General features: G+C 66.7%; 24 protein-coding genes and 1 pseudogene. 15 read left to right on the top strand and 10 right to left on the bottom strand.

Features of this window, described 5'->3' with window-relative positions; translation table 11 throughout:
- Nucleotide 1: 1 nt before the first annotated feature.
- From QC821_RS12860 to metG, 5 genes are all read right to left on the bottom strand, one after another.
- Nucleotides 2-1060, bottom strand: a complete 1059-nt coding sequence (locus QC821_RS12860; RefSeq protein WP_309722023.1) for a carboxysome shell carbonic anhydrase domain-containg protein — start codon at nucleotides 1058-1060, stop codon at nucleotides 2-4.
- Between the two features lie 20 nt (nucleotides 1061-1080).
- Complete coding sequence (nth, locus tag QC821_RS12855; protein ID WP_309722021.1) at nucleotides 1081-1716, bottom strand: endonuclease III; 636 nt, start codon at nucleotides 1714-1716, stop codon at nucleotides 1081-1083.
- Nucleotides 1713-2684, bottom strand: a complete 972-nt coding sequence (locus tag QC821_RS12850) for an RnfABCDGE type electron transport complex subunit B (RefSeq protein ID WP_309722018.1) — start codon at nucleotides 2682-2684, stop codon at nucleotides 1713-1715. The genes nth and QC821_RS12850 overlap by 4 nt, the downstream gene beginning before the upstream one ends.
- Before the next feature lie 83 nt (nucleotides 2685-2767).
- On the bottom strand, nucleotides 2768-4354 hold the full coding sequence (locus QC821_RS12845; RefSeq protein ID WP_309722015.1) for a sensor domain-containing diguanylate cyclase: 1587 nt from the start codon (nucleotides 4352-4354) through the stop codon (nucleotides 2768-2770).
- A gap of 147 nt (nucleotides 4355-4501) precedes the next feature.
- Nucleotides 4502-6547: a methionine--tRNA ligase gene (gene metG, locus QC821_RS12840; protein WP_309722013.1), complete on the bottom strand. Its 2046-nt coding sequence runs from the start codon at nucleotides 6545-6547 to the stop codon at nucleotides 4502-4504.
- 145 nt (nucleotides 6548-6692) lie between these two features.
- Between metG and QC821_RS12835 the strand changes: the two genes are divergently transcribed.
- Nucleotides 6693-9074: a DNA polymerase II gene (locus QC821_RS12835; protein WP_309722009.1), complete on the top strand. Its 2382-nt coding sequence runs from the start codon at nucleotides 6693-6695 to the stop codon at nucleotides 9072-9074.
- Here QC821_RS12835 and QC821_RS21750 read toward each other — a convergent pair.
- The 3 genes and pseudogenes from QC821_RS21750 to QC821_RS12815 form a co-directional block, all read right to left on the bottom strand.
- Nucleotides 9071-10170, bottom strand: a pseudogene (locus tag QC821_RS21750) (LBF_2804 family protein). The gene QC821_RS12835 and the pseudogene QC821_RS21750 overlap by 4 nt on opposite strands.
- Before the next feature lie 41 nt (nucleotides 10171-10211).
- Nucleotides 10212-11684 (bottom strand): tRNA uracil 4-sulfurtransferase ThiI, encoded by a 1473-nt coding sequence (thiI, locus tag QC821_RS12820; RefSeq protein ID WP_309721999.1) that lies wholly within the window; start codon nucleotides 11682-11684, stop codon nucleotides 10212-10214.
- A 244-nt stretch (nucleotides 11685-11928) separates the two neighbouring features.
- On the bottom strand, nucleotides 11929-12558 hold the full coding sequence (locus QC821_RS12815) for a glutathione S-transferase family protein (RefSeq protein ID WP_309721996.1): 630 nt from the start codon (nucleotides 12556-12558) through the stop codon (nucleotides 11929-11931).
- Between the two features lie 179 nt (nucleotides 12559-12737).
- Here QC821_RS12815 and QC821_RS12810 point away from each other — a divergent pair, with 179 nt between their 5' ends.
- From QC821_RS12810 to QC821_RS12800, 3 genes are all read left to right on the top strand, one after another.
- Complete coding sequence (locus QC821_RS12810) at nucleotides 12738-13007, top strand: hypothetical protein (RefSeq protein WP_309722245.1); 270 nt, start codon at nucleotides 12738-12740, stop codon at nucleotides 13005-13007.
- A 105-nt stretch (nucleotides 13008-13112) separates the two neighbouring features.
- On the top strand, nucleotides 13113-13790 hold the full coding sequence (locus QC821_RS12805) for a VOC family protein (protein WP_309721993.1): 678 nt from the start codon (nucleotides 13113-13115) through the stop codon (nucleotides 13788-13790).
- A 59-nt stretch (nucleotides 13791-13849) separates the two neighbouring features.
- Entirely contained in the window at nucleotides 13850-14152 is a 303-nt protein-coding gene (locus QC821_RS12800) for a hypothetical protein (RefSeq protein WP_309721990.1), read from the top strand.
- A gap of 9 nt (nucleotides 14153-14161) precedes the next feature.
- Here the strand turns inward: QC821_RS12800 and QC821_RS12795 are convergent, their stop codons facing one another.
- A complete protein-coding gene (locus tag QC821_RS12795) occupies nucleotides 14162-17233 on the bottom strand; it encodes a transglycosylase domain-containing protein (RefSeq protein WP_309721987.1) in 3072 nt (1023 codons plus the stop codon).
- A 195-nt stretch (nucleotides 17234-17428) separates the two neighbouring features.
- Between QC821_RS12795 and QC821_RS12790 the strand changes: the two genes are divergently transcribed.
- From QC821_RS12790 to QC821_RS12740, 11 genes are all read left to right on the top strand, one after another.
- Nucleotides 17429-18559: a heparan-alpha-glucosaminide N-acetyltransferase domain-containing protein gene (locus QC821_RS12790; RefSeq protein WP_309721984.1), complete on the top strand. Its 1131-nt coding sequence runs from the start codon at nucleotides 17429-17431 to the stop codon at nucleotides 18557-18559.
- Entirely contained in the window at nucleotides 18556-19674 is a 1119-nt protein-coding gene (locus QC821_RS12785; protein WP_309721981.1) for a serine hydrolase, read from the top strand. Before QC821_RS12790 ends, QC821_RS12785 begins: the two co-directional genes overlap by 4 nt.
- A gap of 18 nt (nucleotides 19675-19692) precedes the next feature.
- On the top strand, nucleotides 19693-19971 hold the full coding sequence (locus tag QC821_RS12780) for a peptidylprolyl isomerase (RefSeq protein WP_309721977.1): 279 nt from the start codon (nucleotides 19693-19695) through the stop codon (nucleotides 19969-19971).
- A gap of 164 nt (nucleotides 19972-20135) precedes the next feature.
- Entirely contained in the window at nucleotides 20136-20342 is a 207-nt protein-coding gene (locus QC821_RS12775; protein WP_309721974.1) for a DUF6494 family protein, read from the top strand.
- 1 nt (nucleotide 20343) lies between these two features.
- The gene (locus tag QC821_RS12770) at nucleotides 20344-21306 is read left to right on the top strand and encodes an ABC transporter ATP-binding protein (protein WP_422720118.1); all 963 of its coding nucleotides are present in this window, start codon (nucleotides 20344-20346) and stop codon (nucleotides 21304-21306) included.
- A complete protein-coding gene (locus QC821_RS12765) occupies nucleotides 21303-22064 on the top strand; it encodes an ABC transporter permease (protein WP_095618986.1) in 762 nt (253 codons plus the stop codon). Before QC821_RS12770 ends, QC821_RS12765 begins: the two co-directional genes overlap by 4 nt.
- Before the next feature lie 47 nt (nucleotides 22065-22111).
- On the top strand, nucleotides 22112-23119 hold the full coding sequence (locus QC821_RS12760) for a nucleoid-associated protein (protein ID WP_309721963.1): 1008 nt from the start codon (nucleotides 22112-22114) through the stop codon (nucleotides 23117-23119).
- A gap of 95 nt (nucleotides 23120-23214) precedes the next feature.
- Nucleotides 23215-23736 (top strand): DUF1269 domain-containing protein, encoded by a 522-nt coding sequence (locus tag QC821_RS12755; RefSeq protein WP_309721960.1) that lies wholly within the window; start codon nucleotides 23215-23217, stop codon nucleotides 23734-23736.
- Nucleotides 23737-23751: 15 nt separating this feature from the next.
- Nucleotides 23752-24225: a tellurite resistance TerB family protein gene (locus QC821_RS12750; protein WP_309721957.1), complete on the top strand. Its 474-nt coding sequence runs from the start codon at nucleotides 23752-23754 to the stop codon at nucleotides 24223-24225.
- Entirely contained in the window at nucleotides 24222-24818 is a 597-nt protein-coding gene (locus QC821_RS12745; RefSeq protein ID WP_309721955.1) for an exopolysaccharide biosynthesis protein, read from the top strand. Before QC821_RS12750 ends, QC821_RS12745 begins: the two co-directional genes overlap by 4 nt.
- Before the next feature lie 39 nt (nucleotides 24819-24857).
- Nucleotides 24858-25070, top strand: a complete 213-nt coding sequence (locus QC821_RS12740; RefSeq protein ID WP_309721952.1) for a lipopolysaccharide assembly protein LapA domain-containing protein — start codon at nucleotides 24858-24860, stop codon at nucleotides 25068-25070.
- Nucleotides 25071-25078: 8 nt separating this feature from the next.
- Here the strand turns inward: QC821_RS12740 and QC821_RS12735 are convergent, their stop codons facing one another.
- Nucleotides 25079-25984, bottom strand: coding sequence for a YihY/virulence factor BrkB family protein (locus tag QC821_RS12735; protein ID WP_309722243.1), 906 nt, complete (start codon nucleotides 25982-25984; stop codon nucleotides 25079-25081).
- Nucleotides 25985-26047 lie beyond the last annotated feature (63 nt).

The following is a 26047-nucleotide window of genomic DNA, read 5'->3' as shown; positions in this document are numbered from 1 at the left end:
CTTACGTGTCAAGCAGATCGAGGCGCCGTGTCGGCCAGTGGACCACGGCGGTGTGGCGTACCATGCGCTCGGCGAGCGCCGGATGCTCACCGCTGATCACCTGGCTGGCGAATTCCGACAGGAAGCGCGACTTGAGCTCGGCGCGGGCGCGATCGACGCCGATGTCCTGGTAGGGCGTCGAGGCCAGCAGCATGAAGCCGTCATCGGGAATGCGCCCGGCGCGCATATTGGCATCGATGATGCTCGCCGCGGTGCCGATCGGCTCCGAGAGATTGGGGCTGTAGGGGCCGACGATCAGCGCGGTATTGGGCACGTGCAGGAAGTCGAAGCCGCGGCCGACACAGATCACCCACTCGCGATGCTCGATATCCAGGGCGCGGGATACCCCGCGCAACGACTCGACGTGCGCCAGGTTGCCCTCCAGCAGCGGTAGCAGGTCGCGCAGCGTGGCCGCCGGCATATCGGGGCAGAGCGCGGTGACGCGCTGCGCCAGGCCATCGGCCTGATCGGCATCCAGCGTGCTGATGTCGAGCACGCTGCCGTCGTCGCCGTGGATGATCAGCGCATCGCTGTCGGTTTCGAAGCCGCACACCAGCGGGTAGACGTGGCGATGGTCAGCGCCGAACAACTGCTCGGCCTGGGCGCGGATCTGGTAGGCGTGGGCCAGTGCCGCCTGACTGTCGCAGTCGAACCCGGCACAGCCGCGTGACCGCTCACCGCGGGAGAAGTGGTAGGTGATCAGCATCAGCACGCCGTGGCCAGCGCGGGCGGCTTCGCTGACGCTCTCGGCGAGCATCTCGCCCAGGTAGGGCCAGCCGAGGTGGAAGATGCCGCCGAGATTGCGAAATGGACGGATGATGCCCAGCGGCGTGCGCGTGGCATGCGGCAGGTGAATCCGCCCGTCCATGCACTTCATCGCCACGATGCGGGTGGGATGCGCGGCGAGATAGCGCTCCCGGGCCAGCCAGGCCGACGGGCTGCCGAAGCTCTCGGCGTGGTCGCGGGACAGGGTCAGCAGCCACTCGATGCGCTGTGCCAGGGGGCGGTCGTATATCTGCATGGGCGGCTCGCTGGTATTTGTTAGAGGTCGACCTTGTCCTTGAACTCGCACAGGTCCTCGATCACGCAGCTGCCGCAGCGCGGCTTGCGCGCTACGCAAGTATAGCGGCCGTGGAGGATCAGCCAGTGGTGGGCATCCTGGCGAAACTCCCTGGGCACGTGGCGCATCAGTTTCTTCTCGACCTCGACCACGTCCTTGCCCGGGGCGATGCGGGTGCGGTTGGAGACCCGGAAGATGTGGGTGTCGACGGCGATGGTGGGCTGGCCGAAGGCGGTGTTGAGGATCACGTTGGCGGTCTTGCGGCCCACCCCGGGCAGTGCTTCGAGGGCGGCACGGGTCTGCGGCACCTCGCCGGCATGCTGGTCGACCAGGATATGGCAGGTCTTCATCAGGTTCTCGGCCTTGGTGTTGTAGAGGCCGATGGTCTTGATGTGCTGCTTGAGGCCGTCGATGCCGAGGTCGATGATCGCCTGGGGCGTATTGGCCACAGGAAAGAGTCGAGCGGTGGCCTTGTTGACGCCGACGTCGGTGGCCTGGGCCGAGAGCAGCACTGCCGCAAGAAGTTCGAAGGGCGTGGTCCAGTTCAGCTCGGTGGTCGGCTCGGGCATATGCTCGCGGAGCCGGGTGAATATCGCATGGCGTTTGTGGGCATTCATGACGGTTGGCCGTGTGACGGTGACTGAGAGGCGAGGGCGGCGCGGGCCTGCTCGAGCATGGCGCTAGCGCGGTCGATCTGCGCATGGGCGCTGGCTTGGGCGGCTGCATCATGCTGGCGCTCGGCGTGGGCCAGCTGCTGGCGGGCCTTGCGCAGCGACTGCTCGGCCGCATTGACGGCCATGCGTTTCTGCTGCAGGCCCGGTGTGCGCGGCGTCGAGGGCGCCTGAGCCTGACCGAGCTGGCGGTCGAGGTCGTCGAGCTGCGCCTGGTGCTCGGCGATGCGTGCCGTCAGGGCCTCACGTTGCGCATCGTCGTCGCTGTTCTGCTGCTGGCGGGTGAGGCGCTTGAGGGCGGCCGCCAGGCGTACACGGTTGGCACGCAGTGCGCTGGCAGACAGCGCCGGCGCAGCGCTTGCCGGCGCTGCCCTGGTCAGCCGCGCGGCACGGCGCTCCCGCTTGGCCTCGGCCTGGGCCGCCAGGCGCCGCTGGCGCGCGTCGAAGCGCTTGCGGCCCTGATCGGCGCGATAGTCCAGATAGCGCTGCTGCTGTGATTCGCTGCTGGCAGCCTGCCACTGCGGATGGGGGAGCAGGTCGATGCAGTCGACCGGGCAGGGGGCGACACACAGCTCGCAGCCGGTGCACTGGTCGACGATCACGGTATGCATCTGCTTGGCGGCGCCGAGGATGGCGTCCACCGGGCAGGCCTGGATGCACTTGGTGCAGCCGATGCACTCGTCCTCACGAATGTAGGCGGTCAGCGGCGACTGGGCCGGCTGCTCGAGTGCCATGACGGGGCGCCCGGTGAGTGCCGCCAGCCGCGCCACGGTACGCTCTCCCCCCGGCGGGCAGCGATTGATTGCCTCTCCGTTGGCGATCGCCTCGGCGTAGGGGCGGCAGCCCGGTTGGCCGCACTTGCCGCACTGGGTCTGGGGAAGTTCGGCGTCGATGGCGTCGATCAGGCGCTGCATGGGGCAAATATCATCATCGGCTGGCGGCTTGGCTATATGAGCCGCCCATTATAGCCCCCGCAGCGCTTGGCTTCGAGCGCCGCTCACGGCTCTTCCGCGGCGTCCAACACATGGTTGCGGCCGGCGGCCTTGGCCGCATATAGCGCGAGGTCGGCCTCGCGCATCAGCGCATGCGGATCGAACGGCGGCGACTGGACGCTGGCGACGCCGATGCTCACGGTCAGGGGGCTGCCGACCGGGGAGGCGACGTGGGGGATGTCCAGCGCCACTACTGCAGCGCGCAGCGACTCGGCGACGCCTATCGCGGTGGCGTGGTCGCCGCCTTCGAGCAGTAGGCTGAACTCCTCTCCCCCGGTGCGTGCTACCAGCGGCCGCAGGCCTGGTTCTATACGATCAGCGAGGCGCCGCATGCAGTCGGCAACCTGCACCAGGCAGGTATCGCCGGCCTGGTGCCCGTAGTGATCGTTATAGGGCTTGAAGTAGTCGATATCGACCATCATCACCGCGACGCTGCCGCCGCTGAGTTCGGCGGCAATCAGCGCTTCGTCGAGTCGTGCATCGAACAGCCGCCGATTGGCCAGCCCGGTGAGATGGTCGTGACTGGCCTGCTCCAATAGCGATGAGGTGCGAGCACGCTGCTCCTCGAGCAGTCCCTGAAACTCCCGCGCCAGGGTGCCGATCTCGTCGTTTCGGGCCAGCAGCGCCAACGGGGTGGAGTGGGTCACCGCGGGATCATGCAGGCTGTGGGTGAAGCGTGTGAAGTCGCGCAGCGGCCCCAGGATCATGCGCTCCAGCAACAGCAGCACCAGGGCGATGACCAGCAGCATCAGCGCCGCGGCGGAACCTAGCGCATAGCGGAAGGTGCGCAGGCTGGTGCGAATCGCATCGCGTGGCATGTGGGTCGTCAGGTTCAGGGCAAGACCGGTCTGCGAGGTGGGCAAACGCCGACTGACGTTCATCAGCGAAGTGCCATCCTGCTGCACTAGGGTGTGGGTGTCGCCGGGCCCAGCGTCCAAGGTCGGCTCGACGTCGATGGGTAGGCCGGTCTGGTCATGTATCGCTGCCTTCCAGGCCGCATCGAGCAGCCGCACCTTGGCTAGCCAGCCTCGCGGCGGGCCGCTTTCATCGGTGCGTAGCACCGGACTGATGCCGATCAGTGATGGCCAGGGCTTGGCAAACAGATGTTCGCTGCCGCCTTCCTCGGCGTCGTCCAGGCGCTGCTGAAGGCTGGTGATGAGCGCTGCCGCCCAGGAGCAGTCGCCGCGAGCCTGGCCACAGGCATGATAGGCGTCGCTGGCGGGATCGATGCCGGCTAGCCAGTGGACGTTGCCGTCGGGGTCGAAGAACACCATCAGCTGATAGTCCATGTCCTCGAACATGCTGCGGCTGAAGTTGACCTGTGCGTAGTGCGGCTGCTGGCCCTGGACGAAGGCGTAGGTATCGTCCCAGTGCGCCCAGTCGCGAACCTGGGCCATCAGCAGCTGCTGATTGTGAGTGAGGCTACGCTCCAGTCGATCTAGCTCCCGCGAGGCGACCTCGCGCTCCTCCTCGAGCAGGGCGGGAAGCACCAGCAGCCGGCCGATCAGCCATAGCCCGACCATCGTTATCAGCAGTACGCCGCCCAGGGCGAGCAGGAATCGAAGGCGTAATGACGTGAGGGGGTGAGGCATCAACGTTTCCTGGGCACACGGCCGTGCCGTCTTGTAAGACATATCTTACAAAGCGTATCGGCGGGGACTAACGATTCTTTAGTTCAGCGGCAAAAAAACGGGCGCCTGGGATGTCCCCGGCGCCCGGTATGATACAGGAGAACGTGCCTACACCACGCGCTGGCCCGGTTCGGCGCCGGAATCCGGCGACAGCAGATGGATGCCGTCGTCATTACCGGCGGCCAGCACCATGCCTTCGGAGACGCCGAAGCGCATCTTGCGCGGCGCCAGGTTGGCGACCATCACGGTCAAGCGGCCTTCCAGCGCTTCCGGCGCATAGGCGGAGCGAATGCCGGAGAACACCGTGCGGGTCTCGCCGCCCAGGTCGAGGGTCAGCTGGAGCAGCTTGTCGGCGCCCTCGACATAGTCGGCCTTGGCGATGCGGGCGATGCGCAGATCGACCTTCATGAAGTCGTCGAAGCCGATTTCCGCGGCGATAGGGTCGTCGCTCAGCGGCCCCTTGGGCGTGTCCTTGAGTTTCTGCTCTTCCACCAGGTCCTCCTTGGATGCCTCGATCATGGCATCGATCTTGTCGCGCTCGACGCGGGTCATCAGCGGCTTGAACTTGGCCACCTCGTGATCCAGCAGTACCGCGTGGCGGCTGTGCCAGTCGAGGCCGTCGAGCTTGAGGAACTCGCGGGCACCCTCGGCCATGGCCGGCACCACCGGCGCCAGGTAGACCATCAGCTGGCGGAACAGGTTGATGCCCACCGAGCAGATATCGAGGACCTCCTGCTCACGCCCCGCCTCCTTGGCCAGCACCCACGGCGCCTTGTCGGCGATATAGGTGTTGGCTTCGTCGGCAAGCTCCATCACCCGGCGCATGGCGCGGCCGAATTCACGCGCCTCGAAATCGGCGGCGATGTCATCGCCGGCGGCGATGAAGCGGGCCACCAGCTCCGGCTCGGCGCAGTGAGCCGACAGCTTGCCGTCGCCCAGTTTGTTGACGAAGCCGGCGCAGCGGCTGGCGATGTTGACCACCTTGCCGACCAGGTCCGAGTTGACGCGCTGGGCGAAGTCTTCAAGGTTGAGGTCGAGGTCGTCGACCCCCGAGGTCAGCTTGGCGGCGAAGTAGTAGCGCAGGTACTCGGGGTTGAGATGCTCGGCATAGGTCGCGGCCTTGATGAAGGTGCCCCGTGACTTGGACATCTTGGCGCCGTTGACGGTGACGAACCCGTGGCAGTTGACCGCGGTCGGGGTGCGGAAGTCGGCCCCCTCGAGCATCGCCGGCCAGAACAGCGCGTGGAAATAGACGATGTCCTTGCCGATGAAGTGGTAGACCTCGGCCTCGCTGTCGCGCTTCCAGTAGGCGTCGAAGTCGATGCCCTCGCGGTCGCAGAGGTGCTTGAAGCTGGCCAGGTAGCCGATCGGCGCGTCGAGCCAGACGTAGAAGTACTTGCCCGGGGCATCGGGGATCTCGAAGCCGAAGTAGGGCGCATCGCGGGAGATATCCCACTCGTTGAGCCCCGACTCGAACCACTCCTGCAGCTTGTTGCTGATCTGGGTCTGGACGTGGTCGCCGCGGGTCCAGCGCTTGAGGAAGTCGGCGAAGTCGGGCAGCTTGAAGAAGTAGTGGGTCGAGCTGCGTACCTCCGGCGTGGCGCCGGAGATCGCCGAGACCGGGTCGATCAGCTCGGCCGGTGTATAGGTGGCGCCGCACGCTTCGCAGTTGTCGCCGTACTGGTCCTCGGCCTTGCACTTGGGGCAGGTACCCTTGATGAAGCGGTCGGCGAGAAACAGCCCCTTGACCGGATCGTACATCTGCTCGATGTCGCGGGTGGCGATATGCCCGGCGTCGCGCAGGCGGGTATAGATCAGCTCGCTGAAGTAGCGGTTCTCGTCGGAGTGGGTCGAGTGGTAGTTGTCGAAGGCCACGCCGAAACGCGCGAAATCCGCCTGGTGCTCGCGGGACACCCGCTCGATCAGCGCTTCGGAGGTGATGCCCTCCTGCTCGGCCCGCAGCATGATGGCGGTGCCATGGGCGTCGTCGGCGCACACGTAGTGGCACGCGTTGCCACGGCTCTTCTGGAAGCGCACCCAGATATCGGTCTGGATGTACTCCAGCAGGTGGCCGAGGTGGATCGCACCGTTGGCGTAGGGCAGGGCGCTGGTAACGAGAATCTTGCGCGCGTGGTGACGAGGCGAGTTGGACATAGTGGCGATGACGTTCCCCAGAAAATCAGACCCCCGATTGTAGCCATCTTCGTCGCCCGCTGCATCCGTGTGCCGCGCATGGCCAACGACATCGACGCCGGCAGCACGTACCATTCGAGTCTGGCAGGTAGCAGCGAGGCACGGCGTGGCACAGCAGGGTTTTCTCCTTACCCGGCACTGGCGGGACACTCCGGCCGGCTGCGAGGTGTCATTCTGGCTGGCCACCGACGCTGGGCCACACTGCGTGGTGCTGCCGCCACGCCCGTTGGTGGCTTTCGTGGCCGCCACCGAGCGCCAGCGAGTGGCGCCGCTGCTGACGCAGGAGCGCGGCGTGGAGCTGCGCGAACTGGCGCTGTGCGATTTTCAACAGCGCCCGGTGCTGGGGCTCTACTGCCGTCACCAGCGCCAACTGATGCAGCTCGAAAAACGCCTGGCTGATGCCGGGGTCGCGCTGCTCGAGGCCGATATCAGGCCCCCCGAACGCTACCTGATGGAGCGCTTTATCACCGCTGCGGTGAGGTTTGACGCATCACCGCACGACGGCGGCCGGGTGGTCGATGCCGACCTCAAGCCGGATGCCTGCTATCGCCCTCAACTGCGACTCTGCTCGCTGGACATCGAGACCAGCGAGCGCGGCGCGCTCTACTCGATTGCCGTGCAGGGCTGCGGCCAGCGCCAGGTCTTTATGCTCGACGAGCAGGCCAGCGCCGAGCCGGGTGCGCCGGCAGACGACATCGACCTGAGCTACTGCGCCACCCGCGCCGAGCTGCTGGAGCGGCTCAACGACTGGGTCGCCAGGCACGATCCGGACGCGATCATCGGCTGGAACCTGGTGCAGTTCGATCTGCGCGTGCTGCAGCGCCACGCCGAGCAGCTCGGCGTCCCGCTGCGGCTCGGCCGCGGCGGTGAGGCGATGAGCTGGCGCGCCCACGGCAGCCAGGCCAACCACTATTTTGCCGCGGCGCCGGGGCGGCTGATCATCGACGGTATCGAGGCGCTGCGCCAGGCGACCTGGCAGTTCTCCTCGTTCAGCCTGGAGAGCGTCGCCCAGACGCTGCTAGGTGAGGGCAAGGCGATCGACAACCCCTACCAGCGCATGGACGACATCAACCGCATGTTCGCCGAGGACAAGCCGGCGCTGGCGCGCTACAACCTCAAGGACTGCGAGCTGGTCACGCGGATCTTCGCCAAGACCGAGCTGATCGACTTCCTGCTCGAGCGTGCCGCGGTCACCGGCCTGCCCGTTGACCGTATGGGCGGCTCGGTGGCGGCGTTCTCGCACCTCTACCTGCCGCGCATGCACCGCCTGGGTTTCGTGGCGCCAAACCTCGGCGACGTCGAGGGCGACAACAGCCCCGGCGGCTTCGTCATGGACTCTCGCCCGGGGCTCTACGACTCGGTGCTGGTGCTCGACTTCAAGAGCCTCTACCCGTCGATCATCCGCACCTTCCTGATCGACCCGGTGGGCCTGGTGACGGGGCTCGCCGAGGAGCAGCACGACCCAGGCCACGGCTTGACGGTGCCCGGCTTTCGCGGCGCGCACTTCTCGCGCAGCCGCCACGCGCTGCCCGAGATCGTGGCGGGGGTATGGCGGGGCCGCGAGGCCGCCAAGCGTGACGGCAACGCACCGCTGGCCCAGGCGCTGAAGATCATCATGAATGCCTTCTACGGCGTGCTCGGCTCGCGGGGCTGCCGCTTCTTCGACCCGCGGCTGGCTTCGTCGATCACCCTGCGCGGTCACCAGATCATGCAGCGTACTCGCGAGCTGATCGAGGCCGAAGGCCATACGGTCATCTACGGCGATACCGACTCCACCTTCGTCTGGCTTCAGGGCGCCCACCCGGGGGATGCGGCGGAGGCCATCGGCCGCCGCCTGGCGGCCAAGGTCAACGCCTGGTGGCGTGACCATCTACGCGCTACCTATGACCTGGAGAGCGCCCTGGAACTGCAGTTCGAGACCCACTATCGGCGCTTTCTGATGCCCACCATTCGCGGCGCCGAAGAGGGCAGCAAGAAGCGCTACGCGGGGCTGGTGGAGAATGCCGAGGGGCAGTCGCAGCTGGTGTTCAAGGGGCTCGAGACGGTGCGCGCCGACTGGACGCTGCTGGCCAAGACCTTCCAGCAGGAACTCTACCGGCGGATATTTCTGGGCGAACCCTACCGCGATTTCGTGCGCGACTACGTGGCCCGCACCCTGGCTGGCGAGTACGACGAGCAGCTGGTCTATCGCAAGCGGCTGCGCCGCAAGCTAGGCGACTACCAGCGCAACGTGCCGCCCCACGTGCGCGCCGCGCGCCTGGCCGATGAGCTCAACCAGCGCCTGGGACGGCCGCGGCAGTACCAGCACGGCGGCTGGATTCGCTACGTGATCACCGTCACCGGCCCCGAGCCACTGGAGCTGCGCCGCTCGGCCATCGACTACCAGCACTACCTGACGCGCCAGCTGCAGCCGGTGGCGGATGCCATCCTGCCGTTCGTCGACGATGATTTCAGCGCCTTGATCGACCGCCAACTGGGGCTCTTCTAGGCGCCGCCGGACATCGCCGATGGCGGCGTCTCGCCGTTCATCAGCGCGCGGCGCAGGCGGCCCAGGGCGCGGCTGTCGAACGCTACCCCGCAGGCGTCGAAGACCTCTTCCAGAAAGGCCTGGCGCCGCCCGCGCAGCGGGCCGACCAGTACCGCGGCCAGGCTCAGGGTCTCCACTAGCCAGCACCGTTCGCACTCGCTGAGCCCCGCCAGTGCGCGTGCCTGGCGCGGCCAGTCGACGTCCAGCGCCTGGGTCTCGTGGTCGAAGACCTCGAGCAGCCGCGACAGCAGGTAGACGTGATTGGCGTGGGCGTCCTGGTGGCGCATGATCATTTCGCCGACGCCGTGCAGCATCGCCTCCCGGGCGCTATCGCTCAGGTCCTTGGCCGGCCCTTCGAGCCGTGCGATCAGGTTGTCGATGGCGAAGGGGCCCAGCGCGTTCTCGCGGGCCTGGCGCATGATCCAGTAGCTGATCAGTGCGTTCCACAGCGCATATAGCGGCCCGGTGATCAGCGGCAGCAGCCCGCGCAGTGCCATGCGCCCGAAGATCCGCCGCATCAGGATGCGCAGCACGAAGCTGGTGACGCCGACCTTCATGCGATACAGCAGGGCGCGGGCGGTGAGCTTCCAGCGTTTCATCTGGCGTAGGGGTCGATGCCGTAGACGTGGTCGCGGGGGCTGGGGAATTCCAGCGCCACCCGCGCCAGGCCCCGCTTGATCAGCAGCGCATGCGAGCCGTGCCGGAGCGGTACCTGGGCAATATCGCTGATCTTAAGCACGCCGCGCAGGGCGTTCCAGTACAGGAACAGGATCTCGATGGCGCTGACCACGCCGGCGACGGCGAAGAAACCCGCCCAGTAGGGCAGTTGCTCTTTGAGCGTCATGTCCTGCATGCCGCCGGCGATGACCTCGCGCATGTACCACTCCATGCCGCCGATCAGCGCCCCGGAGAGGATGCCGGCCAGGGCGGCGTAGAGTACCGTGCGCCGGCAGGCGCGGACCAGGTCGCGGCGCTCGGCGCTGCTGCGCGGCCGCGGCGGTATCTGGTGGTGCGAGTTGCGCTGCGCCAGATAGTCGCCGGCCCAGCGCTCGAGCACACTGGGCTCGGACACGTACTCTTGGTGCGGCGCGGGCTGGCTCACGCCTCGCCCCGGTAGACGCCAAAGTGGTCGAGGCCGCGGTCGGCGAGATGCAGCGCCTGCATGCGGCTCATCACGCCCTGATCGCAGTAGAGCAGGTAGCGTCGACGTGGCAGCGCCGGGGCGCGCCGGGCCAGTTCGAAGAAGGGGATTGCCAGCGGCTCGCCGCGGGGCAGGCGTAGCGGCGCGACGTCACGCTCCTCGGGGTGGCGAATATCGATCACGGTGGCGTCGCCGGCCTCGGCCAGTGCCTGGGGCGTGGCGATCTCGTCGATCTCTCCCAGTACAGGGGCGCTCTCCAGCAGGCGGTCGCTGCGCGTCATCTGTGCCGCGGCGATGGCGGCGTCGAGCACCGCCTGATCGAAGCCCGCCTCGGCGGCCTCGAGCTGCGCCGCACCGGGACGCACGTGAGGGCGCTGGGAGATCACGCCGCAGTACTCGGGTAGCCGCTCGGCGTGGGCGGCGGTGCCGATGCGCCGAGCGTCGGCAATGATCGCCTGCTTGTCGCTGGCGATCAGCGGGCGCAGGATCGGTCGCTCGCTGACCGCATCGATCAGCCCCAGGTTGGCGAGGCTCTGGCTCGAGACCTGGGCCAGGGCGTCGCCGGTGACCAGCGCGGGGATCCGCGCCCGGGCGGCGACCCGGTTGGCGGCGCGCAGCATCATGCGCTTGAGCACCACTCCGGCCAGGCCGGCCGGCACCCGGCGCTGGATCTCGTCGACCACGCCGTCGAAGGGCACGCTGATGAAGTTGACCCGGTGCGAGGCGCTGTACTGCTGCCAAAGGTGGTGGGTGACCTCGCGTACGCCTTGCTCGTGGACCGGCCCGCCGAGATTGAAGAACAGGAAGTGGGTCTTGAGCCCACGGCGCAAAAGCCGCCAGGCGGCCACCGGTGAATCGAAGCCGCCCGAGATCAGCGCCAGCGCCTGCCCCTGGGTGCCCAGCGGGTAGCCACCGAGGCCCGCCAGGCGCCGGCTGACCAGCAGCAGGCGCTGATCCTTGAGCTCCAGGCCCACGTCGAACTCGGCATGGTGCAGATCGACCCGCGCGCTGGGCACGGCCTCGAGCAGGGCGCTGCCCAGGTAGCGCTCGAGATCTTCCGAGCCGAAGTCGTGCCGGCCGCGGCGCTTGACGCTGACCCGAAAGCGCCGGCCGGGCAGGGTCTCGCGCCATAGCGCTACCAGCCGCTCGGCCGTGGTGGCGAAATCGATAAAGGGATACGCCTCCACCACCTGGATTTGCTGGATGCCGGAGATACGCGTCAGGCTGGCCTCGATGGCGGCATGTGCCGCGTCATCAAGATGCGCCGAGGGGCGAACCTCCAGCGCGTCCCAGTGGTCGGCGACTCGCACCCGCGGGTCGAGGTGGCGCAGGCTATTGCGGATATTGGTGCGCAGGCAGCGCACCATCTCCTTGCGCACCGCGCGGGACTTGATGGTGATTTCGCCAAACAGCTTGATTCGATAGCGCATGCGCTTCACTTCGAGGAGACACGAACGCGTCATGGTAGCAATCCGCTGCCACGCATCGCCAGTTGGCTCGCCAAGGGCCTGAGACCACTGCAGATAGCAGCCCCGCTCGGAGCTGATCCGGCGGTAGGCCTACGAGGAGGCGCTGTAAACCCGTCCCTGGGCGCTACCTACGCCATCCATGGCGTAGAACCTCCTCTTCGACCTACCGCCAGCGCTCCTCGCTACAGCGGCTGCAACGCGCGAGTCAGGGCAGTGGAATCTCGTTGACCTTGTGCGGGCTGTGGTAGCCGCGCTGCACCGCCGGCCGAGCGGCGATCTCCAGATACCAGCGTTTGACCGCAGGGTAGGCGTCGAGATCGATGCGCTGCCACTCGAAGCGCGACACCCACGGCCACACCGCCATGTCGGCGATGGAGTACTCGCCAGCCAGGTAGCTGCGCTCATCGAGGCGCGTATCCAGCACCCGGTAAAGGCGCTGGGTCTCGTCGAAGAAACGCGTCTCGGCGTAGGCCGCCTTGCCAGGGTTGAAGTGCAGGAAGTGGTGCGTCTGGCCGAGGATCGGCCCCAGGCCGCCCATCTGCCACATCAGCCACTCCATGACCCGGTAGCGCGGTTCGCCGTTGGCGGGCAGAAAGCGCCCATGGCGCTCGGCCAGGTAGTACATGATGGCACCCGACTCCATGAGGGTGACGCCGGTGTCGTCATCGCGCAGGGCGGGAATCTTGTTGTTGGGGCTGACCGCGAGGAACGCCGGGGTGTGCTGCTCGCCCTGGGTGAGGTCGACCGCGTGGGTGCGGTAATCGAGCCCCAGTTCCTCGAGCAGAATCGAGACCTTGCGGCCGTTGGGGGTGGTCCAGGTCCAGAAATCGATCATGCGCGCAGCCTCGTGGCGAAGGGGATCGAACAGCCAGCCTCGCACAGTCGCGGTGAGCTGTCATGGTGAGGATGTCAAACGCTGTTCGAAAAGTGTTGACGCAGGTCTGAAAGCGGTGATATCTAGCGCTACCGGCAATTCGTGCCGGGCCTATCAACGCTCTTCGAGGGTTCGTGAACATGCCTCTGCGCCGCTGTTTACCCATTCTTCTGGTGGCCGCTTTCGCCACCGGCTGTGCCAGCAATACCATTGCGCCACGCTATACCACCGACAATCCCGATGTCCTGCGGATTGGCGGCGAGCGTCCGGCCAATCCGGACCAGCGTATCGAAAACGCCGGCTCCTACTGTCTCGAGATCGCCGAACGCTGGAACGACCACGGCAAGACCCCGGACGGCCAGGCGCTGTGGGCCAAGGATACCCTGCGCAAGGTGGTGCCCTGCCGCTGATTCCCTCGGCTGGGCCCGATATCAGCGACCCCGGTGTGATCGTCACACCGGGGTCGCTGCGTTTAGTATGCTGTGATTTCCTCGACCCTTACCGGAGCAACGCCTATGTCCACGACGCGATTCGACCACCTGGTGGTAGCCGCCGCAAACGTGAGCGCTGGCGTCGACTACCTCGAGCGCCAGCTTGGCGTACGGCTGCCCAAGGGCGGCGAGCATCCGCGCATGGGCACGCACAACCACCTGATGCGGCTCTCGGCGAACAGTTTCGTCGAGGTGATCGCCATCGACCCTGACGCCGCGCCACCCTCGCGGCCGCGCTGGTTCGGCCTCGATGACCCCCATGTGCGCGCGAGCCTGGCGGCGTCGCCGCGCCTGTTGACCTGGGCGGTGAACACGCCCCAGCTCGAGGCGCTGGCGCTGGGCGAGGTGCCGCTAGGGCGCATCGAGCCGATGAGCCGCGGCGCGCTGAACTGGGATATCACCGTTGCCGCCGATGGAAGCCTGGCCGCCGGCGGCCTGCTGCCGGCGGTGCTGCAGTGGCACTGCGATACCCATCCCGCCGAGCGCATGCAGGATCTGGGCTGTCGCTTGACGCGCTTGACGCTGTATCACCCGCGCGCCGACTGGCTGGCAGCCTGCCTGCAGCGTCTGGGTGCCGCCGAGCTGGCCCGGGTCGAGCCGCTCGCTGACAGCGAGGATGCCTGGCTCGAGGCCGAGCTCGAGACGCCGCTGGGTCGCCGGGTGCTGAGCAGTCGTGTCCCGCAGCGGCCGGCAGCTGTGTGATGGCGAGTATCAGTGGTGGGGCCCGGCGATCGTTCATGGCGCTGGCCTTGGCGCTAGGGATGACACTCGCCGTTAGCGGCTGTGGCGGCGAGGGCAGTCGGGAAGTACCGCTCTACGTGCTGGCCGGTGAGGGCAGTGCCTATGACGGTGAGCGCGTGGTGACGCAAGGCGTGGTGCGGCGCTTCGAGGATCCGCTGCACTACTGGGTCGAGGATCAGGACCTCAATCGCGTCGAGCTGTTTCCCCATGATGCCGTCGCCGAGCACCTCGGAGAGCAGGTACGCGTGAGCGGCACCTTTCGCCTCGGTGAGCGCGGCGGCCGCCGCTTGACGGTGACGCGCCTCGAGACGCTGGGCGAGTAGCGCCAGAGGCTACTCGCTCGCCGCGGGCGGCACTCGTCGCTGCTCGGCCACCAGCAGTTCCTGGCTGCTGCCCGGCAGGCAGCCGTCCCCTTCACCGGCCAGCAGCGGGCGCAGGATCTCCTGCATGCCCTTGAGTACCTGCACCGGTAGTGCCGAGGTGAAGCGGAAGTTGTCGGCATCGCTGCCCGGGACGAAGGCGGTCAGGGTGCCGAAGTGGTCGTCGCCCAGGTAGAACACGAAGGTGGCGGTGCGGTTGCGCGCCTGGGAGCTGAGCACCTGTCCGCCACGCCCCACGGTCTCGAAGCGGTTGTTGCCGGTACCGGTCTTGCCGCCCATCACCAGCGGCATTTCCTCGTCGAGGCTGAAGCTGCCCTGCAGGCGGCGTGCGGTGCCGCCCTCGACCACCTCGGCGAGGCTTTCACGCAACACCGCGGCCACTTCCGGTTCCATGACCCGCTGGCCGCGGGTGCCGGCAGGCACCAGGCGCGTCTCGTAGGGCGTGTTGGCGGCAAAGTGCAGGTCGTCGATGCGCAGCGTCGGCATGCGCACGCCGTCGTTGAGAATGATCCCCATCAGCTCGGCCAGTGCCGCCGGCCGGTCGCCGGAGCTGCCCACGGCGGTGGCCAGCGATGGCACGAGGTGGTCGAACGGATAGCCGAGCCGCGCCCAGCGCTGGTGGATATCGAGAAATGCCTCGACTTCGAGCATGGTGCGGATGCGCACGTCGCGGGCGTTGCGGTGGCGGGTCTTGAACAGCCAGCCGTAGACCTCCTGGCGCTCGCTGCGGCTGGCGTGGGCCGCCTCGCCGAACGTCGCCTCGGGGTGGTCGAGCAGATAGCCGAGCAGCCACAGCTCCAGCGGATGCACCCGGGCGATATAGCCCTGATCGGAGAGGTCATGGTTGCCCGGCGCATAGCTGCGGTAGAGGGAGGCGATGCGCTGCTCGCTAAGCGCTTCGTCGGGCAACCGCTCGCGGATGAAGGCGGCAAAGCTGGCCTCGTCGGCCTCCGGGAACAGGTAGCGATGCACCGCCGCCAGGCGTGGCGGAGTGGTGCGCAGGCCGTCGAGGAACAGTGCCAGCCGCGCGTCGCTCTCCTTGCCGCGATACTTGTTCCAGAAGCGCTGCAGGAAGACCCGGCCTTCGCGGTCGGCGAAGCGCTGCAGGTAGTCCTGTCGGCGCGGGTCCTGATCGTCCTCGAGCAGCTGGCTGCGACGCTCGTTCTGGTGAATGCTGTAGCGCACCAGGTCGCGCAGCAGGCGCACGAAGGGCAGGTTGAGGGATTCGCGCATCGACTCGCTGAGGGTCGGGTTGCGGCCGTTGTCCTCGCGCCGGAAGTTGCTGAAGGTGTGCCGCCCGCCGCCGGTGAAGAAGGCCTCATGGGGGCTGGCCGAATAGCGACGCTGCATGGCGTCGTCCAGCAGGGTGCGCAGGTCGAGGTCGGGGCTGGCGATCAGCTGGTCGATGACCCAGCGGCTCAGCGCATCCTGGCGGTCCAGCTCGATAGCGCGCAGTGCGTCGCCGCTCTTGCCGGCGTGGCGCTGATGCAGCTCGGCGATCACTTCCAGGTAGGTGGCGAGCACGCGCAGCTTGGCGGTGGAGCCCAGCTCCAGCTTGCTGCCTTCGTTGATGTCGAAGGGCTGGCCGGTGTTGTCGGTCTGGATGCGCACCCGATAGCCGTCTTCGCCGCGCTCGAAGAGCGTAAAGCTGTAGTTGACCTCGGCGGTCATCTCCGGCGTCAGCAGGCGCTCGCCGAACAGCCCGATCTCGCCGGCGAAGTCAGGATCGGCAAGGCGATAGAGGTAGTCGCTGACCTGGCGCTGCAGGTCGCCGTGGAGGGTGGTGCGGGCCGCCAGGTCGAGGCGGTCGAGGTCGTAGAAGGAGGTGCCGAGCAGGCTGCCGAGGCGACTGCGGGCGACCTGCAGGCCCTTGTCCTGCGGGACCTGCAGGCGCAGTGGGTCGCGGGCGAAGTCGCGGAAGCTGAGCCGCTGGGCCAGCGCCGCGTCGCGCAGCAGGGGATCGACCACCTCGGCCTCGGCGAGGATGCGCAAGTAGCTGTCGGTGAGCCGTTCGAGGCTCTGGCGCCCGGTGGTCAGATACCAGGAAGGGCGCCGCTGGGCGATCATCAGCGCCACTACCTGGCGCAGCGCAAGGCCCTGCTGCTGCAGGTTGGTCGGGCCGTTGAAGCTGGGCACCAGCAGCTGGTTGAGGGCGTCGAAGTCGGCGTCGAACCATACCCAGAGGCCGTCGCCGATACCGTGGACCTCGCCGTAGCCAGGCGCCGCCGACAGCGGCACGCTGTTGAGGTAGTCCAGCGCCACGTCCTGGCGGGCGGCGAGGGTCTGCGGCCCCTGGCGGTAACCGCGGACGCTGGCGGAAATCATCTGGCGCAGCTTCTCGCGGGCCGAGCCGGTCAGGCCCTGGGGAGAGTGGCGATACTTCTCGACCTGGGTCGCCAGGGTGCTGCCGCCGGACGACTGGCCCGAGACATCCAGGGCGCGCCCCACCTGCGACATGGCCGCCTTGGCGAAGCGTGGCCAGTCCACGGCCGGGTTGGCGTAGGGCGAGCGGGCGTCGAGCAGTTCGCGATTCTCGATGAACAGCAACACCTGCAGCACCAGCGGCGGGACGGCATCAAAATGCGGGTAGTGGCGCTGCGGGTGACGAAATGCATACAGGGTTTCGCCGCGACACTCCTCCAGGGTCAGGCCGGCGCGGGTCTTTTCGGGGTAGGGGGGGAAGAAACCGCGCTGGGTGTACTCGAGCAGCGCGGGTGAAAAGCGCGCCTGGCGCTCGACCACGAAGTCGCTGGCACGCAGCCGCGCCTCGAACTGCGGCAGGCGGGTGTAGCCCAGGCGGATATCGAAGGGGCCGTACTGGGGAAAGACGATGCGCTCGCTGGGGCCCGGCGACAGGGTATAGGTGAGGGTGCCGGCGTAGCGCGACAGCTCCTGGGCCTGGAAATGCGAGGTGCGCGCTTCGGCGACCAGCAGCGTGGCCAGGCTGACCGAGACCAGCGCCAGCGCGATCAGCAGGGTATTGCGTAACCAGTGGCGGCGTTTGGCCGGCACTGGCAGCGGCACGAGCTCATCCTCAGCCGCTTGCGGATGTCCTGCGTCAGACGAGACGGTTGCGCTCATGTGCCACCCCCAGCGCCAAGGTGCCCCGACGAGTTGTTTTCGGCATAAGCTTCGCCTTACTTTGTAGCTTAGCCTGCACTGCAGGAAAGTGGATGGCTTTATTTATTCTTTCTCATGGTCGACACAGGGACGAGTGCTATGAACCACACCACGGCCGAGTCGTGGCGCCATCTGCGGGATGCGCCGCACCTACCGCGCGCCGAGGGGCGTATCGCGGCCATCGACCTGGCCCGTGGGGTGGCAATCGCGCTGATGATCGTCAGCCATGCGGTAAGTGGGCTGCTGGGCCTGCGCCTGGTGCCGGAGTGGGGCATGGTGCCGGTGCACTTGCTTACCAAGTTCTCGTCGTCGCTGTTTATCCTGGTGTTCGGCATCGCGCTCGCCGTGGCTTTTCTGCCCCATGCGCGCGGCGCCGGCTGGACGCGGCGACGCCTCAAGCTGTGGCTGCGCGGCCTGGAGGTACTGTTCTGGTACAAGGCGCTGACCGTCGTCGAGATGCTGCCGCTATATGCCCCGGAAGATATTCTCGCCACCCTGCTATGGAACAACTTCGCGATCTGGGTCGAGATCCTCGGCTTCTATGCCATCGCCCTGATATGGGTGCCGCTGGCCCTGCCGCTGTGGGCGCGTGCCCCGCTGTGGAGTCGCCTGGCGGCGATGGTGCTGGTCACTGCGCTGGCCGCCTGGCTGCAGGGAGTGGACTTCGGCGGCAATGACATCCTCAAGGCGCTGCTGGTCGACCATGAGGATCATTACGCCTGGGGACAGCTGTCGCGGGCGCCGCTGATCATGGCCGGCCTGCTGATCGGCGAGGCGCTGCTACGCTGCTATTTCACCCCCGCCTGGCGGCGGCGGCTGGTGATTACCCTGCTGGGCCTGGGGAGCGCCATGCTGGCGGCGTTCTTTGTGCTCGCAGCCATCGGTGGCGAGGTTCACGCTGCGCTGATGGCGGTGGCGCGCAACGTTGGCAAGCATCCCCCGGGGCTGGCCTTCATGCTGTTCAGCGTGGGTGGGGCGCTGGTGATTCTGGCGGCGGCGCTGGCCGGCGGAGAGCGCTTGTCGCGAGTGCTGCTACCGATCACCCTGGTCGGCTCGGACGCGCTCAAGGCGTTCATCTTCCATATCGTGGCGATCTTCCTGGTGCTGCGCTTCCTGCTCGACAGCTGGCAGGTCTACAGCTATCCCCAGGTACTGGGTATTGGCGTGGCGCTGGTGCTGGGGGCCGCCGGCTGGATCGCCCTGACGCGCTGGATAGGAGCCAACAAATGATACATCGCGCGATCTGCTGCCTGGTGCTGCTGCTGGCCAGCAGCGCTCTCCACGCTGCAGGCATGCACGCTGACTGGTACTACCAGGTCGACAAGCGCAGTGCCTGGCAGGCGCCGCTGGAGGCGCGCCTGGCCGAGCTGGAAGGTGACTTCCCTGGCCAACTCGGCGTCTATGTCCAGGACCTGCACAGCGGCGAGGCGCTGTCGTGGCGGGGTGAGCAGCACTGGTACCTGGCATCGCTGATCAAGGTGCCGGTGGCGGTGGAGCTCTTTGCGCGCCGCGACGAGGGGGCATTGGGCCTCGAGGAGCACATGACCCTGACCCGCAGCGACTATGTCGACGGCGCCGGCCAGACCAACTGGCAGGAACCGGGTAGCCGGCTGACGCTGCGCTTTCTGCTCGATGAGATGCTCACCGTCAGCGACAACACCGCCAGCGACATGCTGATCCGTCGGGTCGGCCTTGCCGCGAGCAATCGCCGTGCCCGGGAGATGGTCGCCGCGGCCGGCGGTGACCCCGACCAGCTGGGCGAGATCACTAGCCTGCTCGAGGTGCGCCGCGCACTGTTCGGCGAACTGCATCCCGGCGCCCGCGAACTGGGTGGCATGGACTATATCGCGCTGCGCCATAACGACGATCTCGACACCCGCGTGGCCGCCTTTGCCGAGCGCCTCGGCGTGGCGCCAGGCGAGCTGGCCGTGGTGGGCTACGATGCCGCGTTCGATGCCTATCAGGATAGCGCGCTGAATGGCGGCACCTTGGTGGCGTTCGGCGACCTGCTGGCGACCCTGGCCCGCGGTACTCCCGAGCAGGCCGGGTTGAGCGCCACCAGCCGCGAGTCGCTGCTGGCGGTCATGCGGCGTACTCGCTCCGGCGAAGCGCGGCTCAAGGCCGGATTCGGCGACGATGTGCTCTTCGCCCACAAGACCGGCACCCAGCATCGCCGCACCTGCGATGCCGGCATTGCCCAGCGCGGCAGCCAGCGCCAGGTAGCGGTGGTGGCCTGCACCCGCGGGCCTGTGGATGTCGTTCCTCACGAGCGGCTGCTGTCCGAGGTGGGGGCGGCCATCGAGGCCAGCGGCGTGCTAAGCTTGCCAGTCCCAACCCTAGACTGATGTTCAGGAGAAGTATCCATGGCCCGCGCCAGCGCACGTCACATTCTGGTCGACAGTGAAGATAAGTGTCTCGCCCTCAAGCAGGAAATCGAAGCCGGCAAGGACTTTGCCGAGGTCGCCAAGGCCCATTCGTCCTGCCCCTCGGGGCGCCAGGGCGGAGATCTGGGCAGCTTCGGCCCGGGACAGATGGTGCCCGAGTTCGACAAGGTGGTGTTCAGCGCCGAGCTGAATCAGGTCCAGGGGCCGGTCAAGACCCAGTTCGGCTATCATCTGCTGGAAGTCACCGAGCGCAGCTAACGCTGTTGTTTACCGGCGGTAAACGCCGAGTTGAGCGCCGCGGTGCTTAGCGAGGGACGCCGGGGGCAGGCCGACGTCAGGCCTGCCCACGGATCAGTCCCGAGCGACGTTTAATCGCGTCGGCTTGACGTTAATGGGTATTCGCTTTCGCCAAGGAGACCGCCATGAATGAAGAAGCCTTCAATCTGAGCCTGCGCAAGTTTCTCAAGACCGTGGGCGTGAGTTCGCAGCGCGAAATCGAGCAGGCCGTCGACAAGGCCCGCGCCGAGGGGCGTATCAGCGGCAGCGAGTCGCTGCCGGCGACCATGACGCTCAACGTCGAGGGCCTCGATCTCACGGTCACCTTCGATGGCTCCATCGAGCTTGAATGATCTGAGCCAGGCGGCGCTGCCCGATGCGCTGGGCGCCGCCGAGCCGATCATTCGCATCAGCGGCCTCGAGAAGACCTATGCCGGCGGCTTTCACGCCCTCAAGGCAGTCGACCTGAGCATTCGTCGCGGTGAGATCTTTGCCCTGCTGGGCCCCAATGGCGCCGGCAAGACGACCCTGATCAGCGTGGTCTGCGGCCTGGTCAATCCCAGCGCCGGTGAGGTGCGGGTCGACGGCTTCGACAGCGTGCGCGACTACCGCCAGGCGCGGTCGCGGATCGGGCTGGTCCCCCAGGAGCTCACCAACGAGGCCTTCGAAACGGTGTGGAACACGGTCAGCTTCAGCCGTGGACTGTTCGGCAAGCCGCCCAATCCGGCCCACATCGAGCGGGTGCTCAAGTCGCTGACGCTGTGGGACAAGCGCGACAACCGCTTGATCACCCTGTCGGGCGGCATGAAACGCCGGGTGCTGATCGCCAAGGCGCTGTCCCATGAGCCACGTATCCTGTTCCTCGACGAGCCCACCGCCGGCGTCGACGTCGAGCTGCGCCGCGAGATGTGGGAGGTGGTGCGCCAGCTGCGCGACAGCGGCGTGACGATCATCCTGACCACCCACTACATCGAGGAAGCCGAGGAGATGGCCGACCGCATCGGCGTGATCAACGGTGGCCGCATCGTGCTGGTGGAGGAGAAGGCGGCGCTGATGCGCAAGCTCGGCAGCAAGCAGCTTACCCTGCACCTGCAGGCGCCGCTGGACGCCGTGCCGGCGAGCCTGACCGGCTACGACCTGCAGCTGGCGGCTGATGGCAGCGAGTTGATCTACAGCTATGACGGTGCCGAGGAGGGCAGCGGCATCACCGCCTTGCTGGGTGATCTCGACGCCGCCGGCATTGCCTTCAAGGACCTGCACACCCGCCAGAGTTCGCTGGAGGATATCTTCGTCGACCTGGTCAAGGAGCGCCCATGAATCTGTATCCGGTGCGTGCCATCTACGCTGCGGAGATGGCACGTACGCGTCGCACCCTGCTGCAGAGCATCGTATCGCCGGTGATCTCCACCTCACTCTACTTCGTGGTGTTCGGTGCCGCCATCGGCTCGCGCATCAGCGAGATCGACGGGGTCAGCTACGGCGCCTTCATCGTGCCCGGGCTGATCATGCTGATGCTGCTGACCCAGAGCGTCTCCAATGCCTCGTTCGGGATCTTCTTTCCCAAATTCTCGGGCAGCATCTACGAGCTGCTGTCGGCGCCGATCTCGCATATCGAGATCGTCATCGGCTATGTCGGAGCCGCGGCCACCAAGTCGATCGTGCTGGGGCTGATCATCCTGGCCACGGCCGGGCTGTTCGTGCCGCTGGAGATCGCCCATCCGCTGTGGATGCTGACCTTCCTGGTGCTCACCGCGGTGACCTTCAGCCTGCTGGGGTTCATCATCGGCATCTGGGCCGACGGCTTCGACAAGCTGCAGCTGGTGCCGCTGCTGGTGATCACGCCGCTGACCTTCCTCGGCGGTAGTTTCTATTCCATCGACATGCTGCCGCCGGTGTGGCAGACCCTGACCCTGTTCAATCCGGTGGTCTATCTGGTCAGCGGCTTCCGCTGGAGCTTCTACGGCATCAGCGACGTCAGCCTGATGGCCAGTGTGGCGATGATTCTGGTGTTCCTGGCGCTGTGCCTGGCGGTCATCGCCTGGATGTTCCGCACCGGCTACCGCCTCAGGCCGTGACTCGCCGTGCCGTGTTGCACTTTCTTCTTCCTGTCAGAATGTGACCTATGCCCGTATTGCAAAGCATCGTCCATCGCCTCGAACCCGGCAGCGACAGTGATCGCCTGGTGGTCAGCGCGGCCCCCGAGGTCCATCCCGAGAGCGCGGTGATGGCCGAGCTGGTGGCTGCCATCAGCGATGCCTACAACCCCAAGCCCAAGGGCTGGGGAGCCTTCGCCGAGGGCGAGTCGGCGAGCCCGCTGGCCGGCTGGCTGACCGCCTATCTCGACGCTGAGCGTGACTTTGCCGATATCACCCGAGCAATTGCCGAGCGGCTGGCCGGCCTGCTCGAGGATCGCCTCTCGGTGGGCGGCTATCTGGTGTTCGACCACAGCCGCCGTGGTGAGGCGGACAGCATCAGCCTGGCGCTGGTCCAGCAGCGCCAGGGTATCGGCATCGATGCCGACCATCGCGCGGTAGCGGCCGCCCAGCTCAACCTCGGCCAGCTGACGCTGGCGGCGCGCATCAACGTCAGCCAGTGGCGCAGCGATTCACCCGGCGCGCAGTACGTCTCCTTTCTCAAGGACCGCGGCGGCAAGAAGCTCGCCGAGAGTCTGGTCGAGCTGCTTGGCGTCGAAGAGAGCATCGATGCGCCCAGCGAAACCCGCACCCTGCTCAAGGCGTTCAGCGACTACGTCGAGCAGGGCGACTTCGATGAGGCGGCCAGTCGCGAGAAGACCGATGCCCTGGTCGATTATGCCAGTGAGCAGCTCAGCCGCGGCGAGCCGATCACCCTTGATGAGCTGTCGGCGCTGGTCGACGAGCAGCAGCCCAAGGCGTTCTACGAGCATATCCGCCACGCCGACTACGGGCTGGCTGCGGAAATCCCCCCCGACAAGCGCACCCTCAATCAGTTTCGGCGCTTCACCGGGCGCGCTGCGGGGGTCTCGATCAGCTTCGACTCGCACCTGCTGGGCTCGAGCGTCGAATATGACGAAGCGCGTGAGCGTCTGATCATCAAGACCTTGCCCAGTCAGCTGCGCGATCAGCTCAAGCAACGACAGAAGGGAACCTGATCTCGACTATACTTGTCGCTAGTTAGAGACAGATAACGCTGTATGCCGAGAGGGGACCTTCTCGGCAATCGTTCACATGGATGGGGAGTATCATCATGCAACGCCTGTATTTTCTGGCACCCAATGCCGACACCACGTCAGACATCGCCGATGAGCTGAACCAGATGGGTCTTACCCAGGACGAGCTCCACGTGGTGGGACGTAACTGGAAGCCGCTGGAACGTGAGGGGGTACCGGTGGCTACCGTGCGCGAGACCACCGACGTAATGAACGCGCCCAAGCGCGGCGTGCCTGTTGGCGCCGGCCTGGGGGCGGTGCTGGGCGTCGTGGTGCACTATGTGCTGGGGCCTAGCCTGGTGGTGATCGTGCCGGCGATGGCGGTCTTTGGCGGCCTGTTCGGGCTCTGGACCAGCACCATGATCGGTGTCTCGGTCAAGGACGTGAAGGTCAGCAAATACAAGCGTGAGCTCAACCGCGGCTCGCTGCTGATGATCGCCGATGTCCCCAGCGAACGCGAAGAGACCGTCAAGGAGATGGTGCGTCGTCACCACCCCGAGGTGGTGATCGACAAGATCACCGCCCGCGACGAGGCGCGGCCGGTCGGCAAGGGCCACTGATGGAGTCGTTTTTGCATGCTTGATTCGATTCAGCAATTCTTCCAGCGCACCCTGGCCGAGCCTGAGGCCAGGGAGGACCGGGCCCTTACCCTGGAACTGGCCACTGCGGCGCTGCTGTGCGAGGTGATGCGCGCCGACTATGCCACCAGTGAGGCGGAACTCGCCACCCTGCGTCGCATGCTGGTCGAGCGCTATCACCTCAGCGATGCGGCGGTCGACGAGCTGATGGCGCTTGCCCGGCACGAAGTCGAGGAGGCCGTCGACCACTACCAGTTCGTCAGTCTGATCAAGCAGCACTACGGCTACGCCCAGCGCTGTGAACTGGTGAAGCTGATGTGGCAGTTGGCCTGGGCCGACGGCAGCATCGACCCGCTCGAGGAGCACCGCATCCGGCGCCTGGCCGAACTGCTCCACGTCGGGCACAGCGATTTTATTCTCGCCAAGCTGGCGGTGCAGGAGGCGCGTGGCGCAGGCAAGGACTCGGCATGAGCGACGCTGCCTCAGCGCCACGCACACTGGGCGAGCTGCTCGAGCGCCTGCAGCGCATCGATAGCCGTGACGGCCGGGCAAGTCTCGATGATGTGCTCGACGAGCTGGGGCGAAGGGCCTTCGGGCCGCTGCTGCTGCTGGCCGGTATCGTCACCATGGTGCCGGTCATTGGCGGCATTCCCGGCGTGCCGACCGTGATGGCCGGCCTGGTGCTGCTGGTGGCCGTACAGCTGCTACTGCAGCGGCAGGCCATCTGGCTGCCACGCTGGCTGCTCGAGCGCAGTATAGCGCTTGCCTCGCTGCACAAGGCGTGCGCCTGGCTGATGCCACCGGCAAGAGTGCTCGACACGCTGCTGCGCCAGCGCTGGGCTGCACTGGTCGGCGACCACGCGGTGTTGGCGATAGCGATCTGCTGTATCGGGGTGGCGTTGATGATGCCACCCATGGAGCTCGTGCCATTTTCGGCCAACGGCGCCGGCCTTGCGCTGAGCGGCTTCGGCCTGGCGCTGATGGCCAAGGACGGCCTGATGGCGCTGCTCGCCTTCGCGGTCAGTATTGCTACGCTGATAGCCATCGTTGCCGGACTGAGCTGACCGGGCGTGACGTCCAAATCCCTGACAAGGAAGCCTGCCATGGACAAGGTATATCTGATACTCAAGATCCTGATCACGCTGATCGTGATGGTGCTGTTCGTGCAGAACATCCGCGTGGTCGAGGTCAATTTCCTGGCCTGGAGCCTGTCGCTGCCGCTGGCCCTGCTGCTGGTGGTGGTCTACGTGCTGGGCATGGTCAGCGGCAAGAGCTTGATGGCGCTGGTCCGGCGCCTGCGCGCCTCGCGGCACTGACGCGCCGGCTACTCCACGGTGGTGATCACCGCATGGCGCGGGTCGACGTGCCAGGCCACGCCGACCCGGTCGCTGTGCTCGAGCTCGGCGATGACCTGGCCGCCCAGCAGCAGGATGATGGCGCCGACCTCGAGGCTCAGCAGCACCACGATCAGCGTGGCCAGCGAGCCGTAGATCACGTTGACGAACGAGATCTGGGCGAAGTAGATCACCAGCAGCAGCCTGACCCCCTCCCACAGCAGCGCGGCGACGAAACCGCCCACCAGCGCCCGCCGTAGCGCGATGCGTACCACGGGTAGCACCTTGTAGACGGCGCTGAACAGCGCAAACACGCCGGCGAAGCTGAACAGATTCAGCGCTGCCTGCGAGAATCCCGCCAGCGGCAGCTCGCGGCCGAGGATTGCCAGCCACAGGTCGTTGATGGCGCTGGCCATCGACACCAGCAGGGTCAGCCCGAGGATACCGCTGGCGAGCACTAGCATGAAGGCGTAGGGCAGCAGCGCCGACACCCAGGCGCTGCGTCGGCTGGGGTTGTCGGGCTGGTGGAAGATGATCGCCATGGCGTCTTCCAGCATGCGAAAGGCGAACGAGCTGAAGAGCAGCAGTACCAGCAGCCCCAGCGTGCCGATGGCATCCCGCGAGTCGACCAGGGCGCGCACCGCCTCGAGCAGGATATCGGCATGCGCCGGGGCCAGATGCTGGGTCTGCACTGCCATCACCCCGAGCAGGTGCTGCTCGTCGACCACGCTTGCCAGCAGCACCGCCAGCAGCGCCAGCAGCGGCACCACCGAAAGCAGTACGTTGTAGCCAACGCCGCCAGCCAGCAGGACGCCGCGATTGCGTATGAAGGCGACCAATACGCGCCAGGAGAAGCGGGCCAGACGGACCAGTAGCAGGGCATGCCAGCGGCGCATGGTTTGCATCGATGTCTCCTTATGGATGAGGCTCCTTGGCTATCCGTCGCCACGTAGTTATCG

It is taken from the genome of Franzmannia qiaohouensis, from assembly GCF_031451695.1.
GTDB lineage: Bacteria > Pseudomonadota > Gammaproteobacteria > Pseudomonadales > Halomonadaceae > Franzmannia > Franzmannia qiaohouensis.
Note: the sequence above shows the minus strand (reverse complement) of the source record. Positions and strands in the feature narration are given on the sequence as shown.

Excerpts from the sequence above, each read along its gene's own strand:
- QC821_RS12755 (WP_309721960.1), top strand. The coding sequence starts at position 23,215 with ATGCAACGCCTGTATTTTCTGGCACCCAATGCCGACACCACGTCAGAC.
- metG (WP_309722013.1), bottom strand. The coding sequence starts at position 6,547 with ATGTCCAACTCGCCTCGTCACCACGCGCGCAAGATTCTCGTTACCAGC.
- QC821_RS12790 (WP_309721984.1), top strand. The coding sequence starts at position 17,429 with ATGAACCACACCACGGCCGAGTCGTGGCGCCATCTGCGGGATGCGCCG.
- QC821_RS12860 (WP_309722023.1), bottom strand. The coding sequence starts at position 1,060 with ATGCAGATATACGACCGCCCCCTGGCACAGCGCATCGAGTGGCTGCTG.
- QC821_RS12785 (WP_309721981.1), top strand. The coding sequence starts at position 18,556 with ATGATACATCGCGCGATCTGCTGCCTGGTGCTGCTGCTGGCCAGCAGC.
- QC821_RS12740 (WP_309721952.1), top strand. The coding sequence starts at position 24,858 with ATGGACAAGGTATATCTGATACTCAAGATCCTGATCACGCTGATCGTG.
- QC821_RS12775 (WP_309721974.1), top strand. The coding sequence starts at position 20,136 with ATGAATGAAGAAGCCTTCAATCTGAGCCTGCGCAAGTTTCTCAAGACC.
- QC821_RS12745 (WP_309721955.1), top strand. The coding sequence starts at position 24,222 with ATGAGCGACGCTGCCTCAGCGCCACGCACACTGGGCGAGCTGCTCGAG.
- QC821_RS12735 (WP_309722243.1), bottom strand. The coding sequence starts at position 25,984 with ATGCGCCGCTGGCATGCCCTGCTACTGGTCCGTCTGGCCCGCTTCTCC.
- thiI (WP_309721999.1), bottom strand. The coding sequence starts at position 11,684 with ATGCGCTATCGAATCAAGCTGTTTGGCGAAATCACCATCAAGTCCCGC.
- nth (WP_309722021.1), bottom strand. The coding sequence starts at position 1,716 with ATGAATGCCCACAAACGCCATGCGATATTCACCCGGCTCCGCGAGCAT.
- QC821_RS12800 (WP_309721990.1), top strand. The coding sequence starts at position 13,850 with ATGACACTCGCCGTTAGCGGCTGTGGCGGCGAGGGCAGTCGGGAAGTA.
- QC821_RS12780 (WP_309721977.1), top strand. The coding sequence starts at position 19,693 with ATGGCCCGCGCCAGCGCACGTCACATTCTGGTCGACAGTGAAGATAAG.
- QC821_RS12845 (WP_309722015.1), bottom strand. The coding sequence starts at position 4,354 with ATGCCTCACCCCCTCACGTCATTACGCCTTCGATTCCTGCTCGCCCTG.
- QC821_RS12815 (WP_309721996.1), bottom strand. The coding sequence starts at position 12,558 with ATGATCGATTTCTGGACCTGGACCACCCCCAACGGCCGCAAGGTCTCG.
- QC821_RS12760 (WP_309721963.1), top strand. The coding sequence starts at position 22,112 with ATGCCCGTATTGCAAAGCATCGTCCATCGCCTCGAACCCGGCAGCGAC.
- QC821_RS12850 (WP_309722018.1), bottom strand. The coding sequence starts at position 2,684 with ATGCAGCGCCTGATCGACGCCATCGACGCCGAACTTCCCCAGACCCAG.
- QC821_RS12750 (WP_309721957.1), top strand. The coding sequence starts at position 23,752 with ATGCTTGATTCGATTCAGCAATTCTTCCAGCGCACCCTGGCCGAGCCT.
- QC821_RS12805 (WP_309721993.1), top strand. The coding sequence starts at position 13,113 with ATGTCCACGACGCGATTCGACCACCTGGTGGTAGCCGCCGCAAACGTG.
- QC821_RS12765 (WP_095618986.1), top strand. The coding sequence starts at position 21,303 with ATGAATCTGTATCCGGTGCGTGCCATCTACGCTGCGGAGATGGCACGT.
- QC821_RS12810 (WP_309722245.1), top strand. The coding sequence starts at position 12,738 with ATGCCTCTGCGCCGCTGTTTACCCATTCTTCTGGTGGCCGCTTTCGCC.